Source organism: Enterococcus sp. DIV1337a (assembly GCF_051712285.1).
Classification (GTDB): Bacteria; Bacillota; Bacilli; order Lactobacillales; family Enterococcaceae; genus Enterococcus; species Enterococcus faecalis.
On the sequence record NZ_JBIOOP010000001.1, the window covers coordinates 362364 to 382729 of the forward strand.

The following is a 20366-nucleotide window of genomic DNA, read 5'->3' on the forward strand; positions in this document are numbered from 1 at the left end:
AAAGTCAACACTTTAACACTATATATTGTGGTGCGTTTTTCTCATAATACTAGTTTTTGTGTTTTTGAAAGAAAAATGAAAACACGTGAATCCTCGTTTTTGGGAGAAAAAACACATTGGTCAGTGTTTGACAAACAAAAAAATTAAAATTTTGAAAGAGAACATTTAGTGAAAAAATACTAAATCTTGTGTTGACTTTTGATTTAGGCACAAGAAGAAAAAATAAGCAGATTTGTTATTGAATGAACGGGAATTTATAGTAGCTATTAACATAAAAAAACAAGAGCTGACTTTTTTTAGAAAACGTAACCTGAAAAAAGTGTCTCTATATAGAAGGAAAATAGAAGAAAGCAGGAGATAGATTCAGAAATTCATTGACTTTCCGCTTAAGCAAGCGTATTCTTTTAATTGAGAACGATTCTCATTTTCGTTTGAAACTTTTTCACATGGAGGGAAGTAAATGATTACGTTAGCGCAGGCAGAAGTTGGGAAAGTCTATACAGTCGAAACCGTCCAAGCAGATGCTCAGACAAAGAAACATCTAAACAATTTAGGTGTCGTAGCAGGCCAAGCGGTTGTCCTTGTCAATTATCAGAATCAAAATGGTATTGTTTTATTACATAATAGTCGGATTGCGCTAACAGATACGATTTTACAAGCGATTCATGTGGAGGAGCGCTCGGCGAATGAGAAAGTTTGGGTCTCCTTGGATACCTTGAAAGTTGGAGAACGCGCTACGATAGTAGGTATCCACGGACAAGGAGCAGTGAAACGGCGGTTGATGGACATGGGCTTAACAAAAGGAACAGTAATTTTTATTCGCAAAGTGGCTCCTTTAGCTGATCCAATTGAAATCAATGTACGTGGCTACGAACTAACGTTACGAAAAAGTGAAGCGGAGCTGATCTTGGTTGAGAAGGAGGAAAGCGAATGACTCAGCAAATTGCACTAGCCGGCAACCCTAATAGCGGTAAAACAACAACATTCAATATGTTAACGGGAGCCAACCAATATGTTGGAAATTGGCCAGGTGTAACTGTGGAACGCAAAGAGGGAGTGGCAAAGAAAGATAAGACACTCATTATTCAAGATTTGCCAGGGATTTATTCTCTTTCTCCTTATACGCCTGAAGAAATTGTGGCACGAGATTACCTTTTGGAGGACGAACCTTCAGTGATTTTGAATATTCTCGATGTGACCAATTTGGAACGGAATCTTTATTTAACAACACAATTAATTGAAACAGGGTTACCGGTTGTTTGTGCGTTAAACATGATGGATTTACTGGAAAAAAATGGCCAAACATTAAATAGTGAAAAGTTAAGTTATGGCTTAGGCGTGCCTGTCGTTGAGATTAGTGCTTTGAAGAATCGTGGGTTGGATCATGCCTTAAAACAAAGTAAGCAGCGAGCCAATGCCATAGAGACAGAGGTTATTTATCCTTCTTATGATAATCGTTTAGAAGCAGCCCTTGCTGAAATTATTGATATTTTAGGGAATACTGTTCCTGAAACGCAACAGCGTTGGTATAGTTTAAAACTTTTTGAACGAGATGTTCGAACTAAAGAGCAATTATTATTGAGTTCTTTTCAAGAAAAAGAAATTGAAGAAGTCATTCGAATTACTGAAAAAATCTTTCAAGATGAAAGTGAAGCGATTATCATTAATGAACGCTATGCCTTTATTGCTCGATTAATTGCTTTGTGTGCGACGAAAAAAACAGAAATGACATTTACTCACAGTGATAAGATTGACAGAGTGGTAACCAATCGGTGGTTGGCGTTGCCAATCTTTGCGTTTGTGATGTGGTTGGTCTATTACTTGTCTATTCAAACGGTTGGTACAATGGGGACAGACTGGTTAAACGATGTCTTTTTTGGAGAATGGGTTCCTCAATTTGTGGGAAGTTGGTTGGCGCAATGGCAAGTAGCGCCATGGATGCAAAGTTTAATTTTAGATGGGATCATTGCAGGTGTTGGGGCTGTGTTAGGCTTTTTACCACAACTGGCCGTCCTGTTTTTATGTTTAGGTTTTTTAGAAGATTGTGGCTATATGGCACGGATTGCCTTTGTCATGGATCGTTTGTTTCGGAAATTCGGCCTATCTGGTAAGTCGTTTATTCCAATGTTAATTGCGACAGGTTGTGGGGTCCCAGGCGTGATGGCTAGTCGAACGATTGAAAACGAACGCGATCGGCGAATGACTATTATGGTCACGACTTTTATGCCTTGTTCGGCAAAGCTGCCAATTATCGCTCTGATTGCAGGCGCATTTTTTCCTAACCAAAGTTGGGTCTCGCCTTCTGCTTATTTTTTAGGGGTTGCTTCCATTGTGTTGTCAGGGATTGCTTTAAAAAAGACCAAGTATTTTTCGGGAGATCCGGCGCCGTTTATTATGGAACTTCCCGCCTATCATTTGCCACAGTTTAGAAGTGTGGTTCGACATGCTTATGAACGATGTCGCTCATTTGTAAAAAAAGCAGGAACGATTATTTTTGTTTCCAGTATTCTCATTTGGTTCATGTCCCATTATTCTGTGACGTTTCAACCTGTTCCAGAAAGTCAAAGTATTCTAGCATTTCTAGGTAAAGGGTTGGCGGTGCTATTTATCCCATTAGGCTGGGGCAATTGGCAAGGAGCAGTTGCCACAATTACAGGATTGATAGCAAAAGAAAATATTATTGGCACCTTGGGTATTTTATTTGGCAATGTGAAAGATGTTTCTGAAAACGGGGTAGAAGTCTGGGGCGCATTGCAACACACCTTTACACCAGTCGCAGCCTATTCGTTCTTAACTTTTAACTTATTATGTGCACCGTGTTTTGCTGCAATTGGCGCAATTCGCCGTGAAATGGGAGACCTTAAATGGACATTAGGAGCCATTGGTTATCAATGTGGTTTGGCTTATATGGTTAGTTTTGTGATCTATCAATTGGGCCATGTATTAGTCGAAAAAGGCACACTAACTATTGGGACTTTTTTAGCGATGGGCGTTGTTTTAGTTGGATTTTATTTCCTTATAAGAAAGCCAAAGCCAGGCAGAGAAAGCGTCCAAGCAATCACTTCTTTAGAAAGAGGGTAAGAACGAATGGCAACAATTATTTTATCCATTTTAATTTTTGGAACAGCAGGAATCATCACCTATCGACGAATTAAAAAAGGAGCAAGCTGTGAAGATTGTCAAACAGCCTGTCCTGTAAAAAAAGAACAAGCTTCACAAGAATAACAGGTTAAAAAAATTCCCTCTTGTATAAATAATAGCGGAGTGCTACAATATTGAGGTAGCTGAAAAGCCATTTTATACAACGGGGGCATAGCTCAGTTGGTTAGAGCATCTGACTCTTAATCAGAGGGTCTAGGGTTCGAATCCCTATGCCCCCATTGGGTGCCAAACCCACGAGAACGGTATTCTGTCGGCGTCTTAGGACGTTTCGAAGACGGAGTACGCGTTCTCTTTTTTTATCTAAAATGTTGAGTGTCGGGAGAGATATACTCATTAAATCGTTTAAAGAATGATTTGCTTAAAAGAAAGAAAAAGCACGTTATATAAAAAAGTTAAAAAATTTTCAGGCTAAAAAAGCGAATTTAACAAAAAGCGCACTTTTTGGTTCCTATGAAACGAAAAAGTACGTACTATACATCATATACGGCACGGTATATGATGATATCAGAAAACGTTAAAGGAGCGAATCAAATGATTACATCACTAGCAGATACAGTAATATTAAACAACGGCACTAAAATTCCAGGAATGGGCCTCGGGGTATTCCAAATACCAGATGAAGAGACAGCAAAAGTAGTCGAAGAAGGGATTATCAATGGTTATCGTTTAATCGATACAGCGCAAATCTATGGCAATGAATCCGGTACAGGAGCGGGAATTAAAGCAGGCTTAGCGGCAACTGGTTTGAACCGTGAGGACTTATTTGTTACCTCGAAAGTTTGGAACGCGCATATTTCCTATGATGAAACAATTCAAGCTTTCAATGATAGTTTGGAACGTTTAGGTTTAGATTATTTAGATTTGTATTTAATTCATTGGCCAGGAAATAATTCTTACAAAGAATCATGGCAAGCTTTAGAAACTTTGTACGCCGAAGGAAAAGTGAAAGCGATTGGTGTCAGCAACTTCCAAGTCCATCATTTAGAAGATTTACTTTCCTATGCAAAAGTTGTTCCAGTAATTAACCAAGTAGAACTACATCCAAAATTAGACCAAAAAGAAGTGCGTGATTTCTGTGAAAAACATGTTATTAAAGTCCAAGCTTGGTCACCATTAATGCAAGGTCAATTATTATCAAATGAAACAATTTTAGCGATTGCCGAGAATTATAATAAATCAGCAGCGCAAGTAATTTTACGTTGGGATATTCAACAAGATATCTTATTAGCTGTGAAATCTGTCCACAAAGAACGGATGATTAGCAATGCAGCGGTCTTTGATTTTGAACTAAGTGCAGAGGAAATGGCACAAATTAACCAATTGAATGAATCGTTACGTGTGGGACCAGATCCTGACACGTTTGATTTCTAAAAATTAACTAGGAGAAGAGACAATGAGTGAAGCAGTTAAAGGTTTTTCAGTAGTCAACCACGTGGGGATTACAGTCAGTAATTTGGATGAATCAGTGAAATTTTATGAAGCATTAACAGGAACCAAAATTGCAAATCGTGATGAAATTGGTGGAAAACGGATGGCCCAAACACAAGGGTTAGATGATACATTAATCAAGTATGCCAATGTGCATCTAGAAAATATCAATATTGATTTATTAGAATATGTTACACCTAAATCAGAAAAAGCCTCTTATTCCAATGAACAAATTAGTGCAATGCATCTGTGTTTTGAAGTGGAAGATATTGATGTAGCGGTTACCCGTTTAAGAGCGATTGGCGTAGAACCTGTTGGAGAGCCGATTACATTCCAAGAAGAAGATGGCTTGAAAAGCGGTTTTGGTACAAGTGTCGCTTACTTTACCGATCCAGATGGTACAAATTTAGAATTGATTGCTCCTAAAGGTCCATTTACCCGAAATTAAGTTAAAAGACTTTCAAACAAACATCAAAAAGAACCCCTCATTCTAGTACCAGTAACTAGAATGAGGGGTTCTTTTTATTTTTTAGAAAGAAGCAGCCAAAGAAAAGATATTCCAAATCCTTAATTGATGGTATACTAAAACGTAACAAATAAAGGAGGAAGACAATTGATTCTTAGTGTCTTAACAGTTATTTATTTTATTAATGCAATTATTGCGGGAATTACCATCTTGTTAAAACCTCGAGATGTAGCGGCAATTTGGGCATGGTTACTCGTACTGATTGCTCTACCCGTTTTTGGTTTTTTCTTATATTTATTCTTTGGTCGAGGCTTGACCGACAAAAAGAAATTTTATTTGCAACAAAGTGATTTACGGGAATTAGAGAATTTTCAGAATTTCCAAGAAGAAAGTTTTGAACTTTATAGTCAAAAGATGCCGACGGAGGAGCAACAGCAGTTTACAGACTTTTTCTCCTCGTTAAATAGGATGCCTCTGACTAAGAAAAATGACGTTGAGATTTTTACGGATGGTATGGAAAAATTCAATGCGTTGATGGCGGACATAAAAAAAGCTCAGCATTCCATTCATATTGAATATTATGCCTTTGTAACGGATCATATCGGCACCAAAATTTTGAACTTATTAGAAGAAAAGGCGGCTGAAGGGGTTGAAGTGCGGTTGCTTTACGATGCCTTTGGCTCAAAGGGCACCAAGGTTCATCATTTGAATGAATTGAAAAAAAACGGCGGTTTTGTCCAAACGTTTATTACTTCTCAAAAAGCACTCTTGAAGTTTCGTTTGAATTATCATGATCACCGGAAAATTGTCGTTATTGACGGAAAAGTAGGCTACATTGGTGGTTTTAATGTTGCCGATCAATATGCTGGAACGACTAAAAAGTTTGGCTATTGGCGGGATACGCATTTACGGATTCAAGGGCCAGCAGCCTCATTACTGCAAATGCGTTTTTTAATGGATTGGAACGTCTCTTCCCCTGAGAAAAATCGTGTGGCGTATCAATTGGATTATTTCTTTAAACTTGAAGCGTTGGTGCCAGAGGCAAATACATCCATTCAGATGATTGCAAGTGGACCTAACAGTGACCGTGAACAAATTAAATTGGCCTTTATTAAATTGATTACTTCTGCCAAGAAAAGAGTCTGGATTCAAACGCCGTATTTAGTTCCTGATGATAGTGTCTTGGCTGCTTTAAAGGTTGCTGCGGCTTCAGGAGTAGATGTTAAAATTATGATTCCAGATAAGCCCGACCATCCGTTTATTTATCGAGCAACACAGTATTACGGCCGCTTGTTAATGAAAGAAAATATTGAAATTTTAATTTATAACGGTGGTTTCTTACATGCGAAAACAATGATTATGGATGATGAAGTCTGCACAGTTGGTTCAGCTAATCAAGATATCCGAAGTTACAAATTAAACTTTGAAGCAAATGCTGTGTTATATGATAAAAAAATCATTGATCAATTAGAAGCAATTTTCTTAGAAGATCGAAAAAAATGTACAACAATGACTCCAGAAGTTGTTCGCGACATGTCAAAATGGTTGATTTTTAAACAACAAATTTCACGATTATTTTCACCAATTCTTTAAAACTGTTTTTCACAAAATGACGAACTTCTGATCAGAAGTTCGTCATTTTTCTTCGGGAATTTTATAAAAGTATAGAAAATCACAAAAAAAGTCAAAAAATTTTTTAAAAATATTCTTTAAGTTTTTTTGTTATTTTTTTATCTTTCGTTGTTGTTAAAACAATTTATTTTGTTTAAATATTGTTATTTTATTTTTGCGAAAAAAGGACATCTTTTGTAAAAGTAAAAAAAATTAAGCAAAGAGTGTTGACAAAAAAAACGAAAAGGAATATGCTACATGTACAAGTTAAATACAAAGCAATGACAGAAAAGCAGTAGAGAAATAACCACTGTTACAGAAAGCTAGTGGCGCTGGAAACTAGTACACGTTATTTATCGAATTACATTCTTGAGCTTCTGCCTACAGGGCACGGGTAACAGCGTTATTTGTTAAGAGGTATATAGTATTTTAAATAAACTATGTATAAATTTGGGTGGTACCACGAGAAATTCGTCCCTAAGTCGTTTCGACGACTTAGGGATTTTTTGTATTCTTTTTTGAATACGTGGCAGACCAAAGAAAATTTCGTGAACCCGTGTATACATAGAAATAAACACGGAATATCGTGTAAAAACAAGTGTGTTAATCGTTTTGTTTAATTAAATAAACGATTTCCTATAAAGAGATAATTATAAATATGGAGGGTGATAACATGAATATCATTGACGAGCTAGCATGGCGTGATGCAATCAATCAACAAACAAACGAAGAAGGACTAAGAGAACTTACAGAAAATACGAGCATTGCGCTATATTGCGGTGTCGATCCAACTGGAGATAGCATGCATATTGGACATTTAATTCCTTTTATGATGATGAAACGATTCCAATTAGCAGGTCATCACCCATACATTTTAATTGGTGGCGGAACTGGAACAATCGGTGATCCAAGTGGACGAACAACCGAACGTGTCTTACAAACGATGGAAGCTGTGCAACATAATGTGGACAGTCTCTCAAACCAAATGAAAAAATTATTTGGTAAAGATGCTGATGTCACAATGGTGAACAACTACGATTGGTTATCAGAACTATCTTTATTAGATTTTTTAAGAGATTACGGGAAAAACTTTAATGTCAACACGATGTTGGCAAAAGACATTGTCGCTAGTCGTTTAGAAAGTGGCATTTCCTTTACAGAATTCACATACCAAATTCTTCAATCAATTGACTTTTACACATTGCATAAAAAACATAATATTCAATTGCAAATTGGTGGCGCTGATCAATGGGGCAATATCACTGCAGGATTAGATTTGATTCGTAAAAAAGAAGGACCAGAAGCCAAAGTATTTGGGTTAACCATTCCCTTAATGTTAAAAGCAGATGGCACAAAGTTTGGGAAAACAGCGGGTGGTGCCATCTGGTTAGATCCTAAGAAAACCTCACCATTTGAATTCTACCAATTCTGGTTAAACCAAGATGATCGTGATGTCATCAAATACTTGAAATTCTTTACTTTCTTAGATAAAGAAGAAATCGATGCGTTAGCTGAAAAAGTTGAAAAAGAACCAGGTAAACGTGAAGCACAAAGACGCTTAGCTGAAGAAGTGACACGATTTGTTCACGATGATGCAGCACTAGAAGAAGCGCAAAAAATTTCAGAAGCTCTTTTCTCAGGCAACATTAAAGATTTAACGATTGAGGAAATCGAGCAAGGGTTAGAACATGTGCCAACTGTTGAAATTACCAAAGATGCTAAAAACATCGTAGATTGGTTAGTTGACACAGAAATCGAACCATCAAAACGTCAAGCTCGCGAAGACGTGAGCGGAGGAGCTATAAGTATTAACGGTGACCGAGTTACCGATTTAGATTTTGCAGTCGATCCAACACAACATTTCGATGGAAAATTCGTTGTTGTACGGAAAGGGAAGAAAAATTACTTTTTAGCAAAAGTAATGGATTAAAAATTGATAATAATTTCACGAAGAGAAGACGTGTGATTATTTGATCAAAGTTAAAATTCTATTTCTCCTTACAGGTAGTGGTGAAACCGTTAATACACCTAATAAGAGTGGGATTGTACACACAATCCCACTCTTATTTTTTTTTATAATGGTTCTGACAAGACACCTTGTGAAAAAATTATAAAATTAAAGAGCTATGATAACTATTGTTATTTTTCTTCTTTACACTTTAGCCGTTTGGGTGTAAGTTGTGAATGCAAAATCTAATTCATTAAAATTTGTAAGGAGGAATTTTCGTATGAAAAACGAAAAATTAGCAAAAGGCGAAATGAACCTTAATGCACTATTCATTGGGGACAAAGCCGAAAACGGACAATTATATAAAGACTTGTTGATCGACTTAGTAGATGAACATTTAGGATGGCGTCAAAACTACATGCCACAAGACATGCCAGTTATCTCTTCTCAAGAACGCACATCTGAAAGCTACGAAAAAACTGTCAACCATATGAAAGATGTATTGAATGAAATCTCTTCTCGCATGCGTACACATTCAGTTCCATGGCATACAGCAGGTAGATATTGGGGACATATGAACTCAGAAACATTAATGCCTTCTCTATTAGCTTACAACTTTGCAATGCTATGGAACGGGAACAACGTTGCCTATGAATCTTCTCCAGCAACTTCTCAAATGGAAGAAGAAGTAGGACATGAATTTGCTCACTTAATGAGCTACAAAAATGGTTGGGGACACATCGTTGCTGATGGTTCTTTAGCTAACTTAGAAGGCTTATGGTATGCCCGTAACATTAAATCATTACCATTTGCTATGAAAGAAGTAAAACCAGAATTAGTTGCTGGCAAATCAGATTGGGAACTATTGAACATGCCAACAAAAGAAATTATGGACTTATTAGAATCAGCTGAAGATGAAATTGATGAAATCAAAGCTCATTCAGCTCGTTCAGGTAAACATTTACAAGCAATCGGTAAATGGTTAGTCCCACAAACTAAACACTATTCTTGGTTAAAAGCTGCTGATATTATCGGTATCGGTTTAGATCAAGTTATCCCAGTACCAGTTGACCATAACTACCGTATGGATATCAATGAATTAGAAAAAATCGTTCGTGGTTTAGCAGAAGAACAAATTCCAGTGCTAGGTGTTGTCGGTGTAGTTGGTTCTACTGAAGAAGGTGCCGTTGACTCAATCGATAAAATTATTGCTTTACGCGATGAATTAATGAAAGACGGTATTTACTATTATGTACACGTTGATGCTGCTTATGGTGGTTATGGACGTGCCATCTTCTTAGACGAAGACAACAACTTCATCCCTTACGAAGATTTACAAGATGTTCACGAAGAATACGGTGTCTTCAAAGAGAAAAAAGAACACATTTCAAGAGAAGTGTATGATGCATATAAAGCAATCGAATTAGCAGAATCAGTTACAATTGACCCTCATAAAATGGGGTATATCCCTTATTCAGCTGGTGGTATCGTTATCCAAGATATCCGTATGCGCGACGTTATTTCTTACTTCGCAACTTACGTATTTGAAAAAGGTGCCGATATTCCTGCGTTACTAGGTGCTTATATCCTTGAAGGTTCAAAAGCTGGTGCAACTGCTGCTTCTGTATGGGCTGCACATCACGTTTTACCTTTAAACGTGGCAGGTTATGGTAAATTAATTGGTGCTTCAATTGAAGGATCACATCATTTCTATAACTTCTTGAATGATTTAACATTCAAAGTTGGCGACAAAGAAATCGAAGTCCACACATTAACTCACCCAGACTTCAACATGGTTGACTATGTGTTTAAAGAAAAAGGCAACGATGATTTAGTAGCAATGAACAAATTAAACCATGATGTATATGACTATGCATCTTACGTTAAAGGAAATATTTACAACAACGAATTCATTACTTCACATACTGACTTTGCTATTCCAGATTATGGCAACAGTCCATTAAAATTTGTAAACAGCTTAGGATTTAGTGACGAAGAATGGAACCGTGCAGGTAAAGTAACTGTGTTACGTGCTGCTGTAATGACTCCATACATGAACGATAAAGAAGAATTTGATGTTTACGCTCCTAAGATTCAAGCTGCTTTACAAGAAAAATTAGAACAAATTTACGACGTAAAATAATTGAATCTTAAACGGAAAAAAGAAATGGTAACCGAATGTGGGAACGTTCGTCTGGTTGATTTATCTATTGAATAAATCAACCAGACGGCTAACCTCTTAACCAATTCTTTGTCTGGGTAAGAGGCAGTCGAATGACTGTTTTACTCAGCGTATAACAGTCATTCATGCTCCTTATCCAAAATCTTATAAGGAGTGTACAAAATTGGATAAACAACAAGTTAAAAAAATTGAATTAGGTACTTTTATCGGTTTAACAATGGCATTGTGTGCAACTGTACGTAGTATCCCAACACTTGCTGCTGTTGGTTGGACATTAATTTCTTACACAATTTTCGCGGTCTTATTCTTTGCTGGTCCAATCGCATTGATATCTGGTGAATTATCTACGATGCTTCCTCAAGAAGGTGGCCCTCAACTTTGGGTTAAAACTGCCTTAGGTAGCAAATGGGGTTTTGTTGTCGCTTGGTTACTATGGGTGCAAATGTTCCCAGGAATGGTAATGGTTGCTTCTACATTAGGCCCTTTGCTAGGTAATACATTTGGTAATGTTCACTTAGGTGAAAATCATTGGTTCGTATTAGGTTGTATCTTAGTGATTTACTGGATTATTACAATCTTGAACTTGAAATTTGATATGGCGAAAGTTGGCGGAAATATTGGTGTTTGGCTAGGTGTTTACATCCCAGTATTAGTTATGTTTGTTTTAGGTCTTCTTTCAATGATTAAAGTAGGCTTAACACCCGGCGGCTATTTAGGTGCCTTCTCTTGGTCAAAAGTTTTACCAAACTTAGAAAACATGGACACATTTAAATATCTAGCAGGGATTGCGTTTATCTTTGTTGGGATTGAAATGTCCTCTGTTTATATTCCTCGTTTGAAAGATGCAACAAAAAATTATACAAAAGGCGTTTTCATTTCATTAATTGGTTTAGTATTATTAAACGTTATTAATGCAATGTTTGTCGCTAATATTGTTCCGAATGGCAAAATGGAATTGTCTAACATTACACAACCAATTTTGCTTTATTGTGACGTTTTAGGCTTACCAACAATTATTGGTAATATCTTTAGTTTCATGGTCTTCTTAGGCGTGTTATTACAATTATCTGCTTGGGTTACTGGACCATCAAAAACAATTATTCAAGTTGCTCGTGATGGCTTATTACCACCAAAATTTGGCTTCCATCGTGAAAATAAATATGGCGTTTCTCGTAACGTTGTTATCACACAATCTGTGGTTATCTCATTATTCGCTTTACTTTATGGCGTAATGGATGATGTCAACGCTGTATTCTTAACTTTAACAAATGCCACAACAATTATTTATAGTATTGTGTATGTATTGATTGCGATTTCCCTAATTAAATTACGTAAATCTCAACCAGATACACTACGTCCTTACCGAATTGGTAAAAAAGGTAATGGCTTAGCTTATTTAGTGGCAGCAATGTTAATTTTTAGTGTTATCATTGTTATTTTTGCCACATTAGGTACAACAACCGTGACTGATGCAGTCTTAGTTGCATTAATCACTATTGTTATGTTTGTGATTCCGTTAATCATTAATCGCTTTAAAAAAGCAAGTTGGGCAACGGAAGTAAAAGAAGATTTAGGTGAATAAAAAGGCTAGCAATTATTTTGCTGAGTGCCTCTTCACCTGATGACTATAGTAAATTGTCGTTTGGAAACTGAAGCAAGTTCGATTATTGCTTCAGTTTTCGCTTTCCATAAAAGGAGGTTTTCATATGAAATCAACGAAACCCACTGTTTCGTTCGCTGAAAGTTTAGGCATTTTGATTGCCTTGTTAGCGATTCTCGGGTACTTAATTATTGGTCAAAAATTAACCCCTCACATACCGATTCTTTTTGTATTCATGTTGTTGTTGCTTTATGGCAAATGGAAAGGATTTTCTTGGGATGAGATCCACGAAGGCATTGTGGAAGGGATCAAACCAGGGATCATTCCGATTATTATTTTCTTGCTGATAGGTGTCTTAGTTGCTACTTGGATCTTGTCTGGGACGATTCCAACAATTATGGTCTATGGTTTTAAAATTATCTCAGTGAAGTTCTTCTTACCAACCGTTTTTGTGGTCTGTGCACTAGTTGGTGTGACGGTAGGGAGTTCTTTTACGACTGTTTCAACTATGGGGATTGCCTTTCTAGGTATTGGACATATTCTTGGATTCGACAATGCGATGACAGCCGGCGCAGTTGTTTCAGGTGCCTTTTTAGGGAACAACATTTCGCCGTTATCTGATACAACAAACTTAGCTGCTGGAATTGGTGGCGTGAACCTTTTTGAACATATACTAAACATGATGTACACTGTTATTCCGGCGTTTATTATTTCGATTGTCGGCTATATCTTCTTGGGGCATCAATCTGGTTCGGCGGATTTACAATCGGTTGACGCAATGGTCCAAACGTTACATCAAGGATTCTGGATTTCACCGATTACATTGTTGCCAGTAGTGGTTTTATTCTTATTCGCCTGGAAAAAGGTACCGGCTATTCCAACGTTATTAGTCGGCTCTACAGTGGCGGTCATCTTAGCTTTTGTAAATGATCATCACCTAAGTTTAGCGAAAGTTTCTACCATCTTAATGAGTGGTTATGTGGCAGATACAGGGGATCAAAGTATTGATACACTTTTATCTCGTGGTGGAATTGAAAGCATGTTAGGTTCTGCTGCATTGATTATTTTGGCATTAGGTTTAGGCGGCTTGTTGATTAAGTTTAACATCGTGGCTACTTTAATTGATAAAATTAAAGGCTATGTGAATAATCCAGCCAAATTAATCGCTTTAACTGCCTTAAGTTCTGTGGGGATTAACTTACTAGTTGGCGAACAATATTTGTCAATTATTTTACCAGGGGAAACGTTTAAATCCTCATTTACTCGTTTGGGTATTGATAAAAAATATTTAACTCGTACTTTGGCAGATGCTGGGGCAGCGGTCAACTCGTTAATTCCTTGGGGAGTTAGTGGTACCTTCATTATGGGAACGTTAAAAGTTGGTGCACTAGAATACTTACCGTATGCCTTTTTCCCATTGCTTTGCCCTATTATCACCGTCATTTTGGGGATATTCTTAAAAAAACAACAAAGGGAAAACATAAAAGCGCCAGGGACTAACACTGAATTGTGAGTTTTTTCAGACAATTAAACAATTAGAATTGGTTACGATTGAACCTCAGTGCATCTACTGATTGGTTCAATCGTTTTTTCGTCACAGAATTTTTACAATTCTTCATATAATCTTTGAAGCTCCTTAAAGGCAATTTAATTATTCTGAGTTATGATACAAAGGATCAATCAAATAGGTGGATGAACGTGGTGTTAAACTCATAGAGACTAACAGTAGTTTATTCTTGCTCAATGTTGAGGTGTAGGTTCGAATCCTACCGTCCACTTTCTGTTATTTAAACCAACTGGAACGAAACACAAACAAGTGACGGATACACATGATTAAGGTACAATAAGGGTAGGGAAAACAAGGAGGAATTCTTATGAAAAAGATAGGGCTTATTTCTAGTGCTTTTCTTTTAACCCTTGCTTTAGCAGCATGTGGCGGCGGAAAAAGTACAGAAAATAAGGATAGTCGTTCCAGTGCTGTGGAAAGTACCACAGTCGAGAGTACGAAAGCATCTGCTACAAAAGAATCAAGTAGCAAAGCAGCAACAAAATCTAGTGATGCGAAACCGTCAGGAACAATGACAGCTGATTCGAAAGCAACAGCTTCTTCTACGAAGGAAGCGGCAAATAATGGCTCAGCAGAAAAACAATCACCAGCGAAAAATGCGAATCCAGATGACCAAGCCAACCAAGTGCTTAACCAGCTAGCAAACATGTTTCCTGGTCAAGGCTTACCGCAGGCAATATTAACGAGTCAAACGAATAACTTTTTAACTGCAGCGACAACTTCACAAGCGGATCAAAATAATTTCCGAGTTTTATATTATGCAGAAAAAGAAGCGATTCCAGTGAATGATGCACGTGTCAATCAGTTAACGCCAATTAGTTCTTTTGAGAAAAAAACATATGGCTCTGATGCCGAAGCCAAAAATGCAGTGAACCAAATCATTGACAATGGCGGTCAACCAGTAGATTTAGGTTACAATATCACTGGGTATAAACAAGGGGCGGCAGGTTCTAGTTATTTATCTTGGCAAGAAGGCAATTGGAGTTTAGTCGTACGGGCCTCAAATATCAATGGTGAATCGCCGGATGATTTAGCGAAAAATGTTGTCAACATTTTGGAACAAGAAACATTACCAGCACCGAATACCGTTGGTCAAATCACACTGAACGTGGCAGGAACCACTGACTATAATCGAAACTCAGTAGTTTGGCAAGCCGGTACAGTAGTTTACTCTGTCCATCATTTTGACCCAATTCAAGCAGTGAAGATGGCAACATCAATGTAATTAATAAAAAGAAGGTGTGGGACAATGTTCATTGTTCCACACCTTCTTTTATTATTTTTGTTCTGTATAACCTTGTGACTCCACCAATTCTTGGCTTTTCTTCATGCTAATTCCCTTAGAAGAGTCTCCATCAATCTGGATACCCTCCACTTTTTTGGCTTTATCATAATCAAGTTTTTCATAATTAATCGTCAATTTTTCGATGGCTTGTTTGTCTTCGTAAGTCAGTTTGTAATTAAGCCCTTTGATGTCCTCATATTGTTTAGAAACGGGTTCCAAGGCTGTTTTTGCCTCTTCTTTTGTAATCCCCAATTTGTCATAAGAAACAATGTTTTTAGCCGTTTGCGTTAAGACTTTATCTCCTTGGTACGTATAGGTTAAGGTGGAATCAATCCCATCTTGTGGCGAACCTACAAAGGTTTTTGTCTCTATTTTTGAACCGCAACTTGCAAGAAAGAATACCCCAATAAAAATTAAAAATACGCGTAAAAACTTTTTCATTTCTAGATAACCTCCTTTAGCTGTTTATTCTTGACTGTAACATAACACGGCAAATAATTACTGTTAAGTAGAAAGCTTGTGAGAAGTCCAGCAAATAAAAAAACTTGCCTCTTCTCATAAAAATGAAGAGGCAAGTTTTTTATTTAGTAATATCACTTAAATCTGGTTGTGAGTGAGCCAACCGACTGGCAGCCGCAGCCGCAATTGCGCCCACGATATCATCCAAGAATGTGTGGACATGTTCGCCATCATGCGCATTTAACTCTTTTAAAATGCCTGGTTTTACCTTGTCGATATACCCATAGTTCGTAAAACCGATAGATCCATAAACATTTACAATGGAGAGCGCCATAATTTCATCAATGCCATAAAGCCCTTCATCTTCCGTTAAAATTTCTTGTAACGGTGAGAGTAGCTTGTTTTCTTCCGCCAGAATATCCAGTTGGACACCTGTAATAATCGCGTTGTGTACTTCACGCTTTGTTAACACGGCATCAATACTTTCTAAACAAGTATCTAATGTTAAATTATCAATATAATCTTTTTGTAAAAATAACACAAGTTCAGCTAAATCATTCATTGTTACGCCACGTTCTTGCAATAAACGACGTGCGCTATTTTCTAACGTATCTCCTTGGATTACCATTTTTTGTCCTCCTAATTTCTGCTTTAGTTGAAGTTCTTCTTTTATGGTACCAAAAAGAACGATAAAGGGGAATTAGAATCTATTTTGGTAGAGAATAATTTAGTTGAAGTGTTATTTTTAGTTAAAAAATTACTAAGCGTTCGGTTGTAACGACGCCATCACTTGTTTTAATTGTGTCACTGATTTTTGGAAGAGTTCTTTTTCAGCGGCATTCAGATTCAATTCAATAATGTCAGTCACGCCTTGATTGCCAACGACTGCAGGAATCCCTGTAAATACATCTTGTTGCCCATATTGCCCGTCTAAGTAAGCTGAGACAGGTAAAATCGCTTGTTCATTATTTAAAATGGCTTTAACAATGCGTGCAGTACTCATACCAATCCCGTAATAGGTCGCTTGTTTGCGATCGATAATTTCATAAGCTGTATTTTTCACTTTATCAGAAATAATTGGTAAATCGTCACTAGTTAAACGCTCTGTCGTATCCACAATTTCTAAAATAGGTTTTGTCCCAATCATGGTATGAGACCAGACAGCCACTTCAGAATCCCCGTGTTCGCCAATAATATAGCCGTGAACATTGCGTGGATCAATCGCTAAACGTTGAGACAGTTCTTTGCGGAAACGGGTTGTGTCCAAGGTTGTACCAGTTCCAATTACTCTTGAAACAGGTAAACCAGAAGCTTGCCAAGCCACATAAGTCAGCACATCAACAGGATTTGAGGCAATCACTAAAATTCCATCAAAACCAGATTTCATGATATTGTTAACAATTGTTTTCATAATTTCTGCATTGATTGAAACCAAATCTAGACGACTTTGCCCAGGTTTTTGATTAGCGCCAGCTGTAATCACGACGATATCGGCATCTTGGCAGTCTTGATAGTCGCCAGCCCAGACGTTTACATTTTCTTGACCCCAAGACACACCATCTAATAAGTCAATTGCTTCGCCTTCAGATTTGGCTTTGTCAATATCGACTAAGATTAATTCATTCGCAATCCCTTGGTTGATCATGGAATAGGCAATACTTGTGCCAACAAAACCAGTACCAATAATTGCGACTTTTTTGTTAAATACTTTCATCGTTCATCTCTTCTTTCTGTAATATTTCTTTCTTAGTGAATTATATCACGAACTTTCCGAGTGTGGTTATACCAATCTGTAATAGTCTTTATTAACAATTTAAATAAGGGAAGCGTGCTTTTTTTGTTATGATAAGAGTAGGAAAATAGAGGAGATAAGGAGGCAAAATGACAACGACAACAGTGTATTATGCAAGCAATAATGAAAAACAGCCGAACCGTTTTCAACTAGTTATCGGTAGCTGTAGCTATGAACTTCCAAAAATAGAAATCTACGAAATTCTGGAATGTATCGCTTTAGCATATGGCTATCAAAAAGAACCATTCATTGAAGAACAAACAGAATGTTTTGTTAAAGGCAACCGTTGTATACATGTTTCCCAACAAGCGACGACGTTGACTTTTGTTGTGAATGATCTGCGTTTAGTAATGGAAAAACAATGCCGAAATCACGAAGAAGTCTTTCAAGAAGTCAATCATATTTTATTGAATATTTTTGAGGAGACCCCTTGTGTTTTTCTCGAAAAGTAGGAAAGAAGGATTAAGATGAAACAGGTGAAAATAACAACTACCTCAGACTTGATTAATGGCGGCTGCAATGCCTGTCCGAATGTGAAGTGTACGAATTATCTTGTTCATGTAGAAGATGAAACAATTGCGTTAGAAACACTAACCGTTGCAGATTTAGTAACTTTATTAGCACTCAAAGAAGGGTTTCGTCAAAAATTAGTTATGGAAATGTTCGAAGAATATACGGTGTTTGAAAGGGAAACTCATCAAGTTGTCTTTAAGGAAGAGGAAACGAGAATTCTTTTTCAATCAAAAAAACAGACCATTCAAAGCACTCTTTTGTGTAAAGAGCCACAACAAGTGTTCCAAGAAACCCAGCAAATTTTACACCAACTATTTGAGTTAGAACCTTTTGAATTTGAATTGGTAGAGGAAACTGATAAATAAAAAAACAGGAGAACGATTTAGCGAAAGCTAAGTCGTTCTCCTGTTTTTTAGGCTTGTCGTTCACGAATTTTTTCAACGATTCGGTTATAAACTTCAGAGAAGGAAGTATTGGCATGGTGATCGGTCTGGACAATGAAAATTTTTCGAGAAGCAAAGGACTGATCAATTGGTTGCCAAGGGATTTCATCGGAAATAGATAATCGAGAAACAATTGATTGCCCAATGTTATTTTTTAGCAATTGTAGTAGGACTTCGTTGTTGTTTAATTCGATAATTGGTAAGTTGATGCTATGTTCGTTGAGATAAAGCTCATTGAAAAAACGTAGGCCAGAGTTCTTTTCTCTTAAGAGCCAAAATTTTGAAGCGGCATCTCCTGCTAGAACTAGTTGGTCTTCATAAACAATTTCTTTGTGTAAATTTTTGGTTTCAATGGGTTTTTCAATTAGTCCAATGTGGGCATGATTATTTTGAACCATATCCACGACTTCGTTTGAATTCATCAGTTGAATCGAGAAGTTGATGAGTGGAAAAGCGGTAACTAAACTCTCCATAATATCTGGCAATAAATAAATAGCGACTGTATTTGAAGAGGCTATAATGCAGTCTTCTTTAAAATTCTCTTTTTCCGCAGCTTGCGCAAAAGAAGTGGTTAAGCTTTCAATAATCGAAAGCATTTTTGGATATAAAAAATCAGCTTCTTTGGTAGGAATAACCGATTGTTTTCCATTACGATAGAACAGCTTGATCGAAAAGTGTTGCTCTAATTTCTTGATTTGTAAAGAAACAGTTGGCTGAGAAATATACAATTGTTTGGCCGCCGCACTAAAATTTTTGGTTTCATACACAGCAATAAATGTTTTGATCCATTCGAACATAAAATCGCCTCTTTCTATTTACTATCTTAATAGTTGGTATTGCAAATATTTATTTTACAAATATAAATATTTCATTTAGTATAATAACATACTTTTGATTAATATCAATAATAATAAATAAAGACGGAGTGTGACTACATAATGGTAGAAAGTGCGAAAAAATTCTTGCGGAAAATGCCAATTCCCATTTGTGGACTAATTTTAGGGATGGTTTCTTTGGGGAATTTACTTTATTCCTTGGGATACGCAACAATTGGGACCATTTATTGTGTACTTGGCAGTCTCTTAATGATTGTAGTTATTTTAAAAATTATTTTTACAATGAAACATGCATTAAGCACCTTAGATGATCCAATTATTGCTTCGGTATCACCAACATTTACAATGGCTTTAATGGTGATCTGTGTTTTCTTAGATCGGATATTTACCAATGCTGCTTGGATTAATGTGTTGTGGATTGGTGCAGTGATTTTACATTTTATTTTAATGATTTATTTTGTAGCGGTGCATATTTTTCCAACAAAAATCGAATTGGAACACATTTATCCAAGCTGGTTTATTACGTTTGTCGGAATTGGTGTTATTCCTAATACTTCTCAATTGTTTATCAATGAGTTGGGAAAAATTGTTTTTTGGGTAGCGTTATTCTTTTATTTACTCTTGTTACCAATTTTAATCAAGAGAATTACGAAGTCGAAAGAAATGCCTGAATCAACCATTCCTTTATTGACGATTATGACAGCGCCAGGTTCTTTATGTTTAGCTGGCTATATTTCAATGGGTGGTCATTTGTATATGCCATTAGTTGTTTTCTTGCTAATTTTATCTCAATGTATTTATGGGATTGTAGTAGTGAATCTATATAAAATTATGCAAGTGACATTTTATCCAAGTTATGCTGCCTTTACATTCCCATTAGTGATTTCTGCGACAGCATTAGTCAAAGTTAAACCTTTATTTGCAGAAAAGGTAGGCCTCACAAGTCTGTTAAATATTTTGTCTACTTTTGAACTTTTATTAGCTGTGGCTATTGTAAGTTATGTGTTCATTCGATATTGCATTTTTTTATTCCAAAGAGAAATTAACACGAAAAAAGTGGAATTAAATTAAAAA

At 36.6% G+C, this 20366-nt stretch carries 18 protein-coding genes, 1 tRNA gene and 1 other annotated feature; of the genes, 15 read left to right on the forward strand and 4 right to left on the reverse strand.

The window, feature by feature from the left end; translation table 11 throughout:
* The first annotated feature begins 460 nt into the window (after positions 1–460).
* The 12 genes from IGL49_RS01850 to IGL49_RS01905 all read left to right on the forward strand — a co-directional run bounded on the left by IGL49_RS01850 (position 461) and on the right by IGL49_RS01905 (position 15189).
* Positions 461–934 carry a ferrous iron transport protein A gene (locus IGL49_RS01850; protein ID WP_104854704.1) on the forward strand — a complete coding sequence of 158 codons (474 nt, stop codon included), beginning with the start codon at positions 461–463 and terminating at the stop codon, positions 932–934.
* Positions 931–3081: a ferrous iron transport protein B gene (gene feoB, locus IGL49_RS01855; protein ID WP_104854705.1), complete on the forward strand. Its 2151-nt coding sequence runs from the start codon at positions 931–933 to the stop codon at positions 3079–3081. The genes IGL49_RS01850 and feoB overlap by 4 nt, the downstream gene beginning before the upstream one ends.
* 6 nt (positions 3082–3087) lie before the next feature.
* A complete protein-coding gene (locus IGL49_RS01860) occupies positions 3088–3225 on the forward strand; it encodes a FeoB-associated Cys-rich membrane protein (RefSeq protein ID WP_104854706.1) in 138 nt (45 codons plus the stop codon).
* Between the two features lie 81 nt (positions 3226–3306).
* Positions 3307–3380: transfer RNA gene (locus IGL49_RS01865), tRNA-Lys, on the forward strand.
* A 277-nt stretch (positions 3381–3657) separates the two neighbouring features.
* The gene (locus IGL49_RS01870) at positions 3658–4533 is read left to right on the forward strand and encodes an aldo/keto reductase (protein ID WP_277814875.1); all 876 of its coding nucleotides are present in this window, start codon (positions 3658–3660) and stop codon (positions 4531–4533) included.
* A 22-nt stretch (positions 4534–4555) separates the two neighbouring features.
* Positions 4556–5038 (forward strand): VOC family protein, encoded by a 483-nt coding sequence (locus tag IGL49_RS01875; RefSeq protein WP_104854708.1) that lies wholly within the window; start codon positions 4556–4558, stop codon positions 5036–5038.
* Positions 5039–5203: 165 nt separating this feature from the next.
* Complete coding sequence (gene cls, locus IGL49_RS01880; protein WP_104855074.1) at positions 5204–6649, forward strand: cardiolipin synthase; 1446 nt, start codon at positions 5204–5206, stop codon at positions 6647–6649.
* A gap of 290 nt (positions 6650–6939) precedes the next feature.
* Positions 6940–7149: a binding site (T-box leader), on the forward strand.
* A 191-nt stretch (positions 7150–7340) separates the two neighbouring features.
* The gene (gene tyrS / locus IGL49_RS01885) at positions 7341–8597 is read left to right on the forward strand and encodes a tyrosine--tRNA ligase (RefSeq protein ID WP_104855073.1); all 1257 of its coding nucleotides are present in this window, start codon (positions 7341–7343) and stop codon (positions 8595–8597) included.
* Between the two features lie 298 nt (positions 8598–8895).
* Positions 8896–10758 carry a tyrosine decarboxylase gene (gene tdc / locus IGL49_RS01890; RefSeq protein ID WP_002355450.1) on the forward strand — a complete coding sequence of 621 codons (1863 nt, stop codon included), beginning with the start codon at positions 8896–8898 and terminating at the stop codon, positions 10756–10758.
* Between the two features lie 202 nt (positions 10759–10960).
* Positions 10961–12379, forward strand: coding sequence for a tyrosine-tyramine antiporter (gene tyrP, locus IGL49_RS01895; RefSeq protein WP_104855072.1), 1419 nt, complete (start codon positions 10961–10963; stop codon positions 12377–12379).
* A gap of 124 nt (positions 12380–12503) precedes the next feature.
* Positions 12504–13910, forward strand: coding sequence for a Na+/H+ antiporter NhaC (gene nhaC / locus IGL49_RS01900; RefSeq protein WP_104855071.1), 1407 nt, complete (start codon positions 12504–12506; stop codon positions 13908–13910).
* 361 nt (positions 13911–14271) lie between these two features.
* Complete coding sequence (locus tag IGL49_RS01905) at positions 14272–15189, forward strand: hypothetical protein (protein WP_104855070.1); 918 nt, start codon at positions 14272–14274, stop codon at positions 15187–15189.
* Between the two features lie 51 nt (positions 15190–15240).
* Here the strand turns inward: IGL49_RS01905 and IGL49_RS01910 are convergent, their stop codons facing one another.
* From IGL49_RS01910 to IGL49_RS01920, 3 genes are all read right to left on the reverse strand, one after another.
* Positions 15241–15690 carry a YehR family lipoprotein gene (locus IGL49_RS01910; RefSeq protein ID WP_104855069.1) on the reverse strand — a complete coding sequence of 150 codons (450 nt, stop codon included), beginning with the start codon at positions 15688–15690 and terminating at the stop codon, positions 15241–15243.
* Positions 15691–15829: 139 nt separating this feature from the next.
* Positions 15830–16336, reverse strand: a complete 507-nt coding sequence (locus IGL49_RS01915; RefSeq protein ID WP_010710809.1) for a phosphatidylglycerophosphatase A family protein — start codon at positions 16334–16336, stop codon at positions 15830–15832.
* Positions 16337–16468: 132 nt separating this feature from the next.
* Positions 16469–17422: an L-lactate dehydrogenase gene (locus tag IGL49_RS01920; RefSeq protein WP_002358635.1), complete on the reverse strand. Its 954-nt coding sequence runs from the start codon at positions 17420–17422 to the stop codon at positions 16469–16471.
* A gap of 167 nt (positions 17423–17589) precedes the next feature.
* On the opposite strand from IGL49_RS01920, the gene IGL49_RS01925 reads away from it, so the two are divergent.
* Positions 17590–17952 carry a DUF4809 family protein gene (locus IGL49_RS01925; RefSeq protein WP_002364850.1) on the forward strand — a complete coding sequence of 121 codons (363 nt, stop codon included), beginning with the start codon at positions 17590–17592 and terminating at the stop codon, positions 17950–17952.
* Between the two features lie 15 nt (positions 17953–17967).
* Complete coding sequence (locus IGL49_RS01930; RefSeq protein ID WP_002375889.1) at positions 17968–18378, forward strand: DUF4809 family protein; 411 nt, start codon at positions 17968–17970, stop codon at positions 18376–18378.
* A 47-nt stretch (positions 18379–18425) separates the two neighbouring features.
* On the opposite strand, the gene IGL49_RS01935 is transcribed toward IGL49_RS01930, so the two are convergent.
* Complete coding sequence (locus IGL49_RS01935; protein WP_002355461.1) at positions 18426–19253, reverse strand: LysR family transcriptional regulator; 828 nt, start codon at positions 19251–19253, stop codon at positions 18426–18428.
* Positions 19254–19394: 141 nt separating this feature from the next.
* Between IGL49_RS01935 and IGL49_RS01940 the strand changes: the two genes are divergently transcribed.
* Positions 19395–20363, forward strand: coding sequence for a TDT family transporter (locus IGL49_RS01940; RefSeq protein ID WP_104855067.1), 969 nt, complete (start codon positions 19395–19397; stop codon positions 20361–20363).
* The last annotated feature ends 3 nt before the right edge of the window (positions 20364–20366 follow it).

What these genes read in the sequence shown, in the direction of transcription:
- IGL49_RS01915 (WP_010710809.1), bottom strand. Translation starts at nt 16,336, where the DNA reads ATGGTAATCCAAGGAGATACGTTAGAAAATAGCGCACGTCGTTTATTG.
- IGL49_RS01935 (WP_002355461.1), bottom strand. Translation starts at nt 19,253, where the DNA reads ATGTTCGAATGGATCAAAACATTTATTGCTGTGTATGAAACCAAAAAT.
- IGL49_RS01860 (WP_104854706.1), top strand. Translation starts at nt 3,088, where the DNA reads ATGGCAACAATTATTTTATCCATTTTAATTTTTGGAACAGCAGGAATC.
- IGL49_RS01905 (WP_104855070.1), top strand. Translation starts at nt 14,272, where the DNA reads ATGAAAAAGATAGGGCTTATTTCTAGTGCTTTTCTTTTAACCCTTGCT.
- feoB (WP_104854705.1), top strand. Translation starts at nt 931, where the DNA reads ATGACTCAGCAAATTGCACTAGCCGGCAACCCTAATAGCGGTAAAACA.
- IGL49_RS01870 (WP_277814875.1), top strand. Translation starts at nt 3,658, where the DNA reads ATGATGATATCAGAAAACGTTAAAGGAGCGAATCAAATGATTACATCA.
- nhaC (WP_104855071.1), top strand. Translation starts at nt 12,504, where the DNA reads ATGAAATCAACGAAACCCACTGTTTCGTTCGCTGAAAGTTTAGGCATT.
- tyrS (WP_104855073.1), top strand. Translation starts at nt 7,341, where the DNA reads ATGAATATCATTGACGAGCTAGCATGGCGTGATGCAATCAATCAACAA.
- IGL49_RS01910 (WP_104855069.1), bottom strand. Translation starts at nt 15,690, where the DNA reads ATGAAAAAGTTTTTACGCGTATTTTTAATTTTTATTGGGGTATTCTTT.
- IGL49_RS01875 (WP_104854708.1), top strand. Translation starts at nt 4,556, where the DNA reads ATGAGTGAAGCAGTTAAAGGTTTTTCAGTAGTCAACCACGTGGGGATT.
- tdc (WP_002355450.1), top strand. Translation starts at nt 8,896, where the DNA reads ATGAAAAACGAAAAATTAGCAAAAGGCGAAATGAACCTTAATGCACTA.
- IGL49_RS01925 (WP_002364850.1), top strand. Translation starts at nt 17,590, where the DNA reads ATGACAACGACAACAGTGTATTATGCAAGCAATAATGAAAAACAGCCG.
- IGL49_RS01850 (WP_104854704.1), top strand. Translation starts at nt 461, where the DNA reads ATGATTACGTTAGCGCAGGCAGAAGTTGGGAAAGTCTATACAGTCGAA.
- IGL49_RS01940 (WP_104855067.1), top strand. Translation starts at nt 19,395, where the DNA reads ATGGTAGAAAGTGCGAAAAAATTCTTGCGGAAAATGCCAATTCCCATT.
- IGL49_RS01920 (WP_002358635.1), bottom strand. Translation starts at nt 17,422, where the DNA reads ATGAAAGTATTTAACAAAAAAGTCGCAATTATTGGTACTGGTTTTGTT.
- IGL49_RS01930 (WP_002375889.1), top strand. Translation starts at nt 17,968, where the DNA reads ATGAAACAGGTGAAAATAACAACTACCTCAGACTTGATTAATGGCGGC.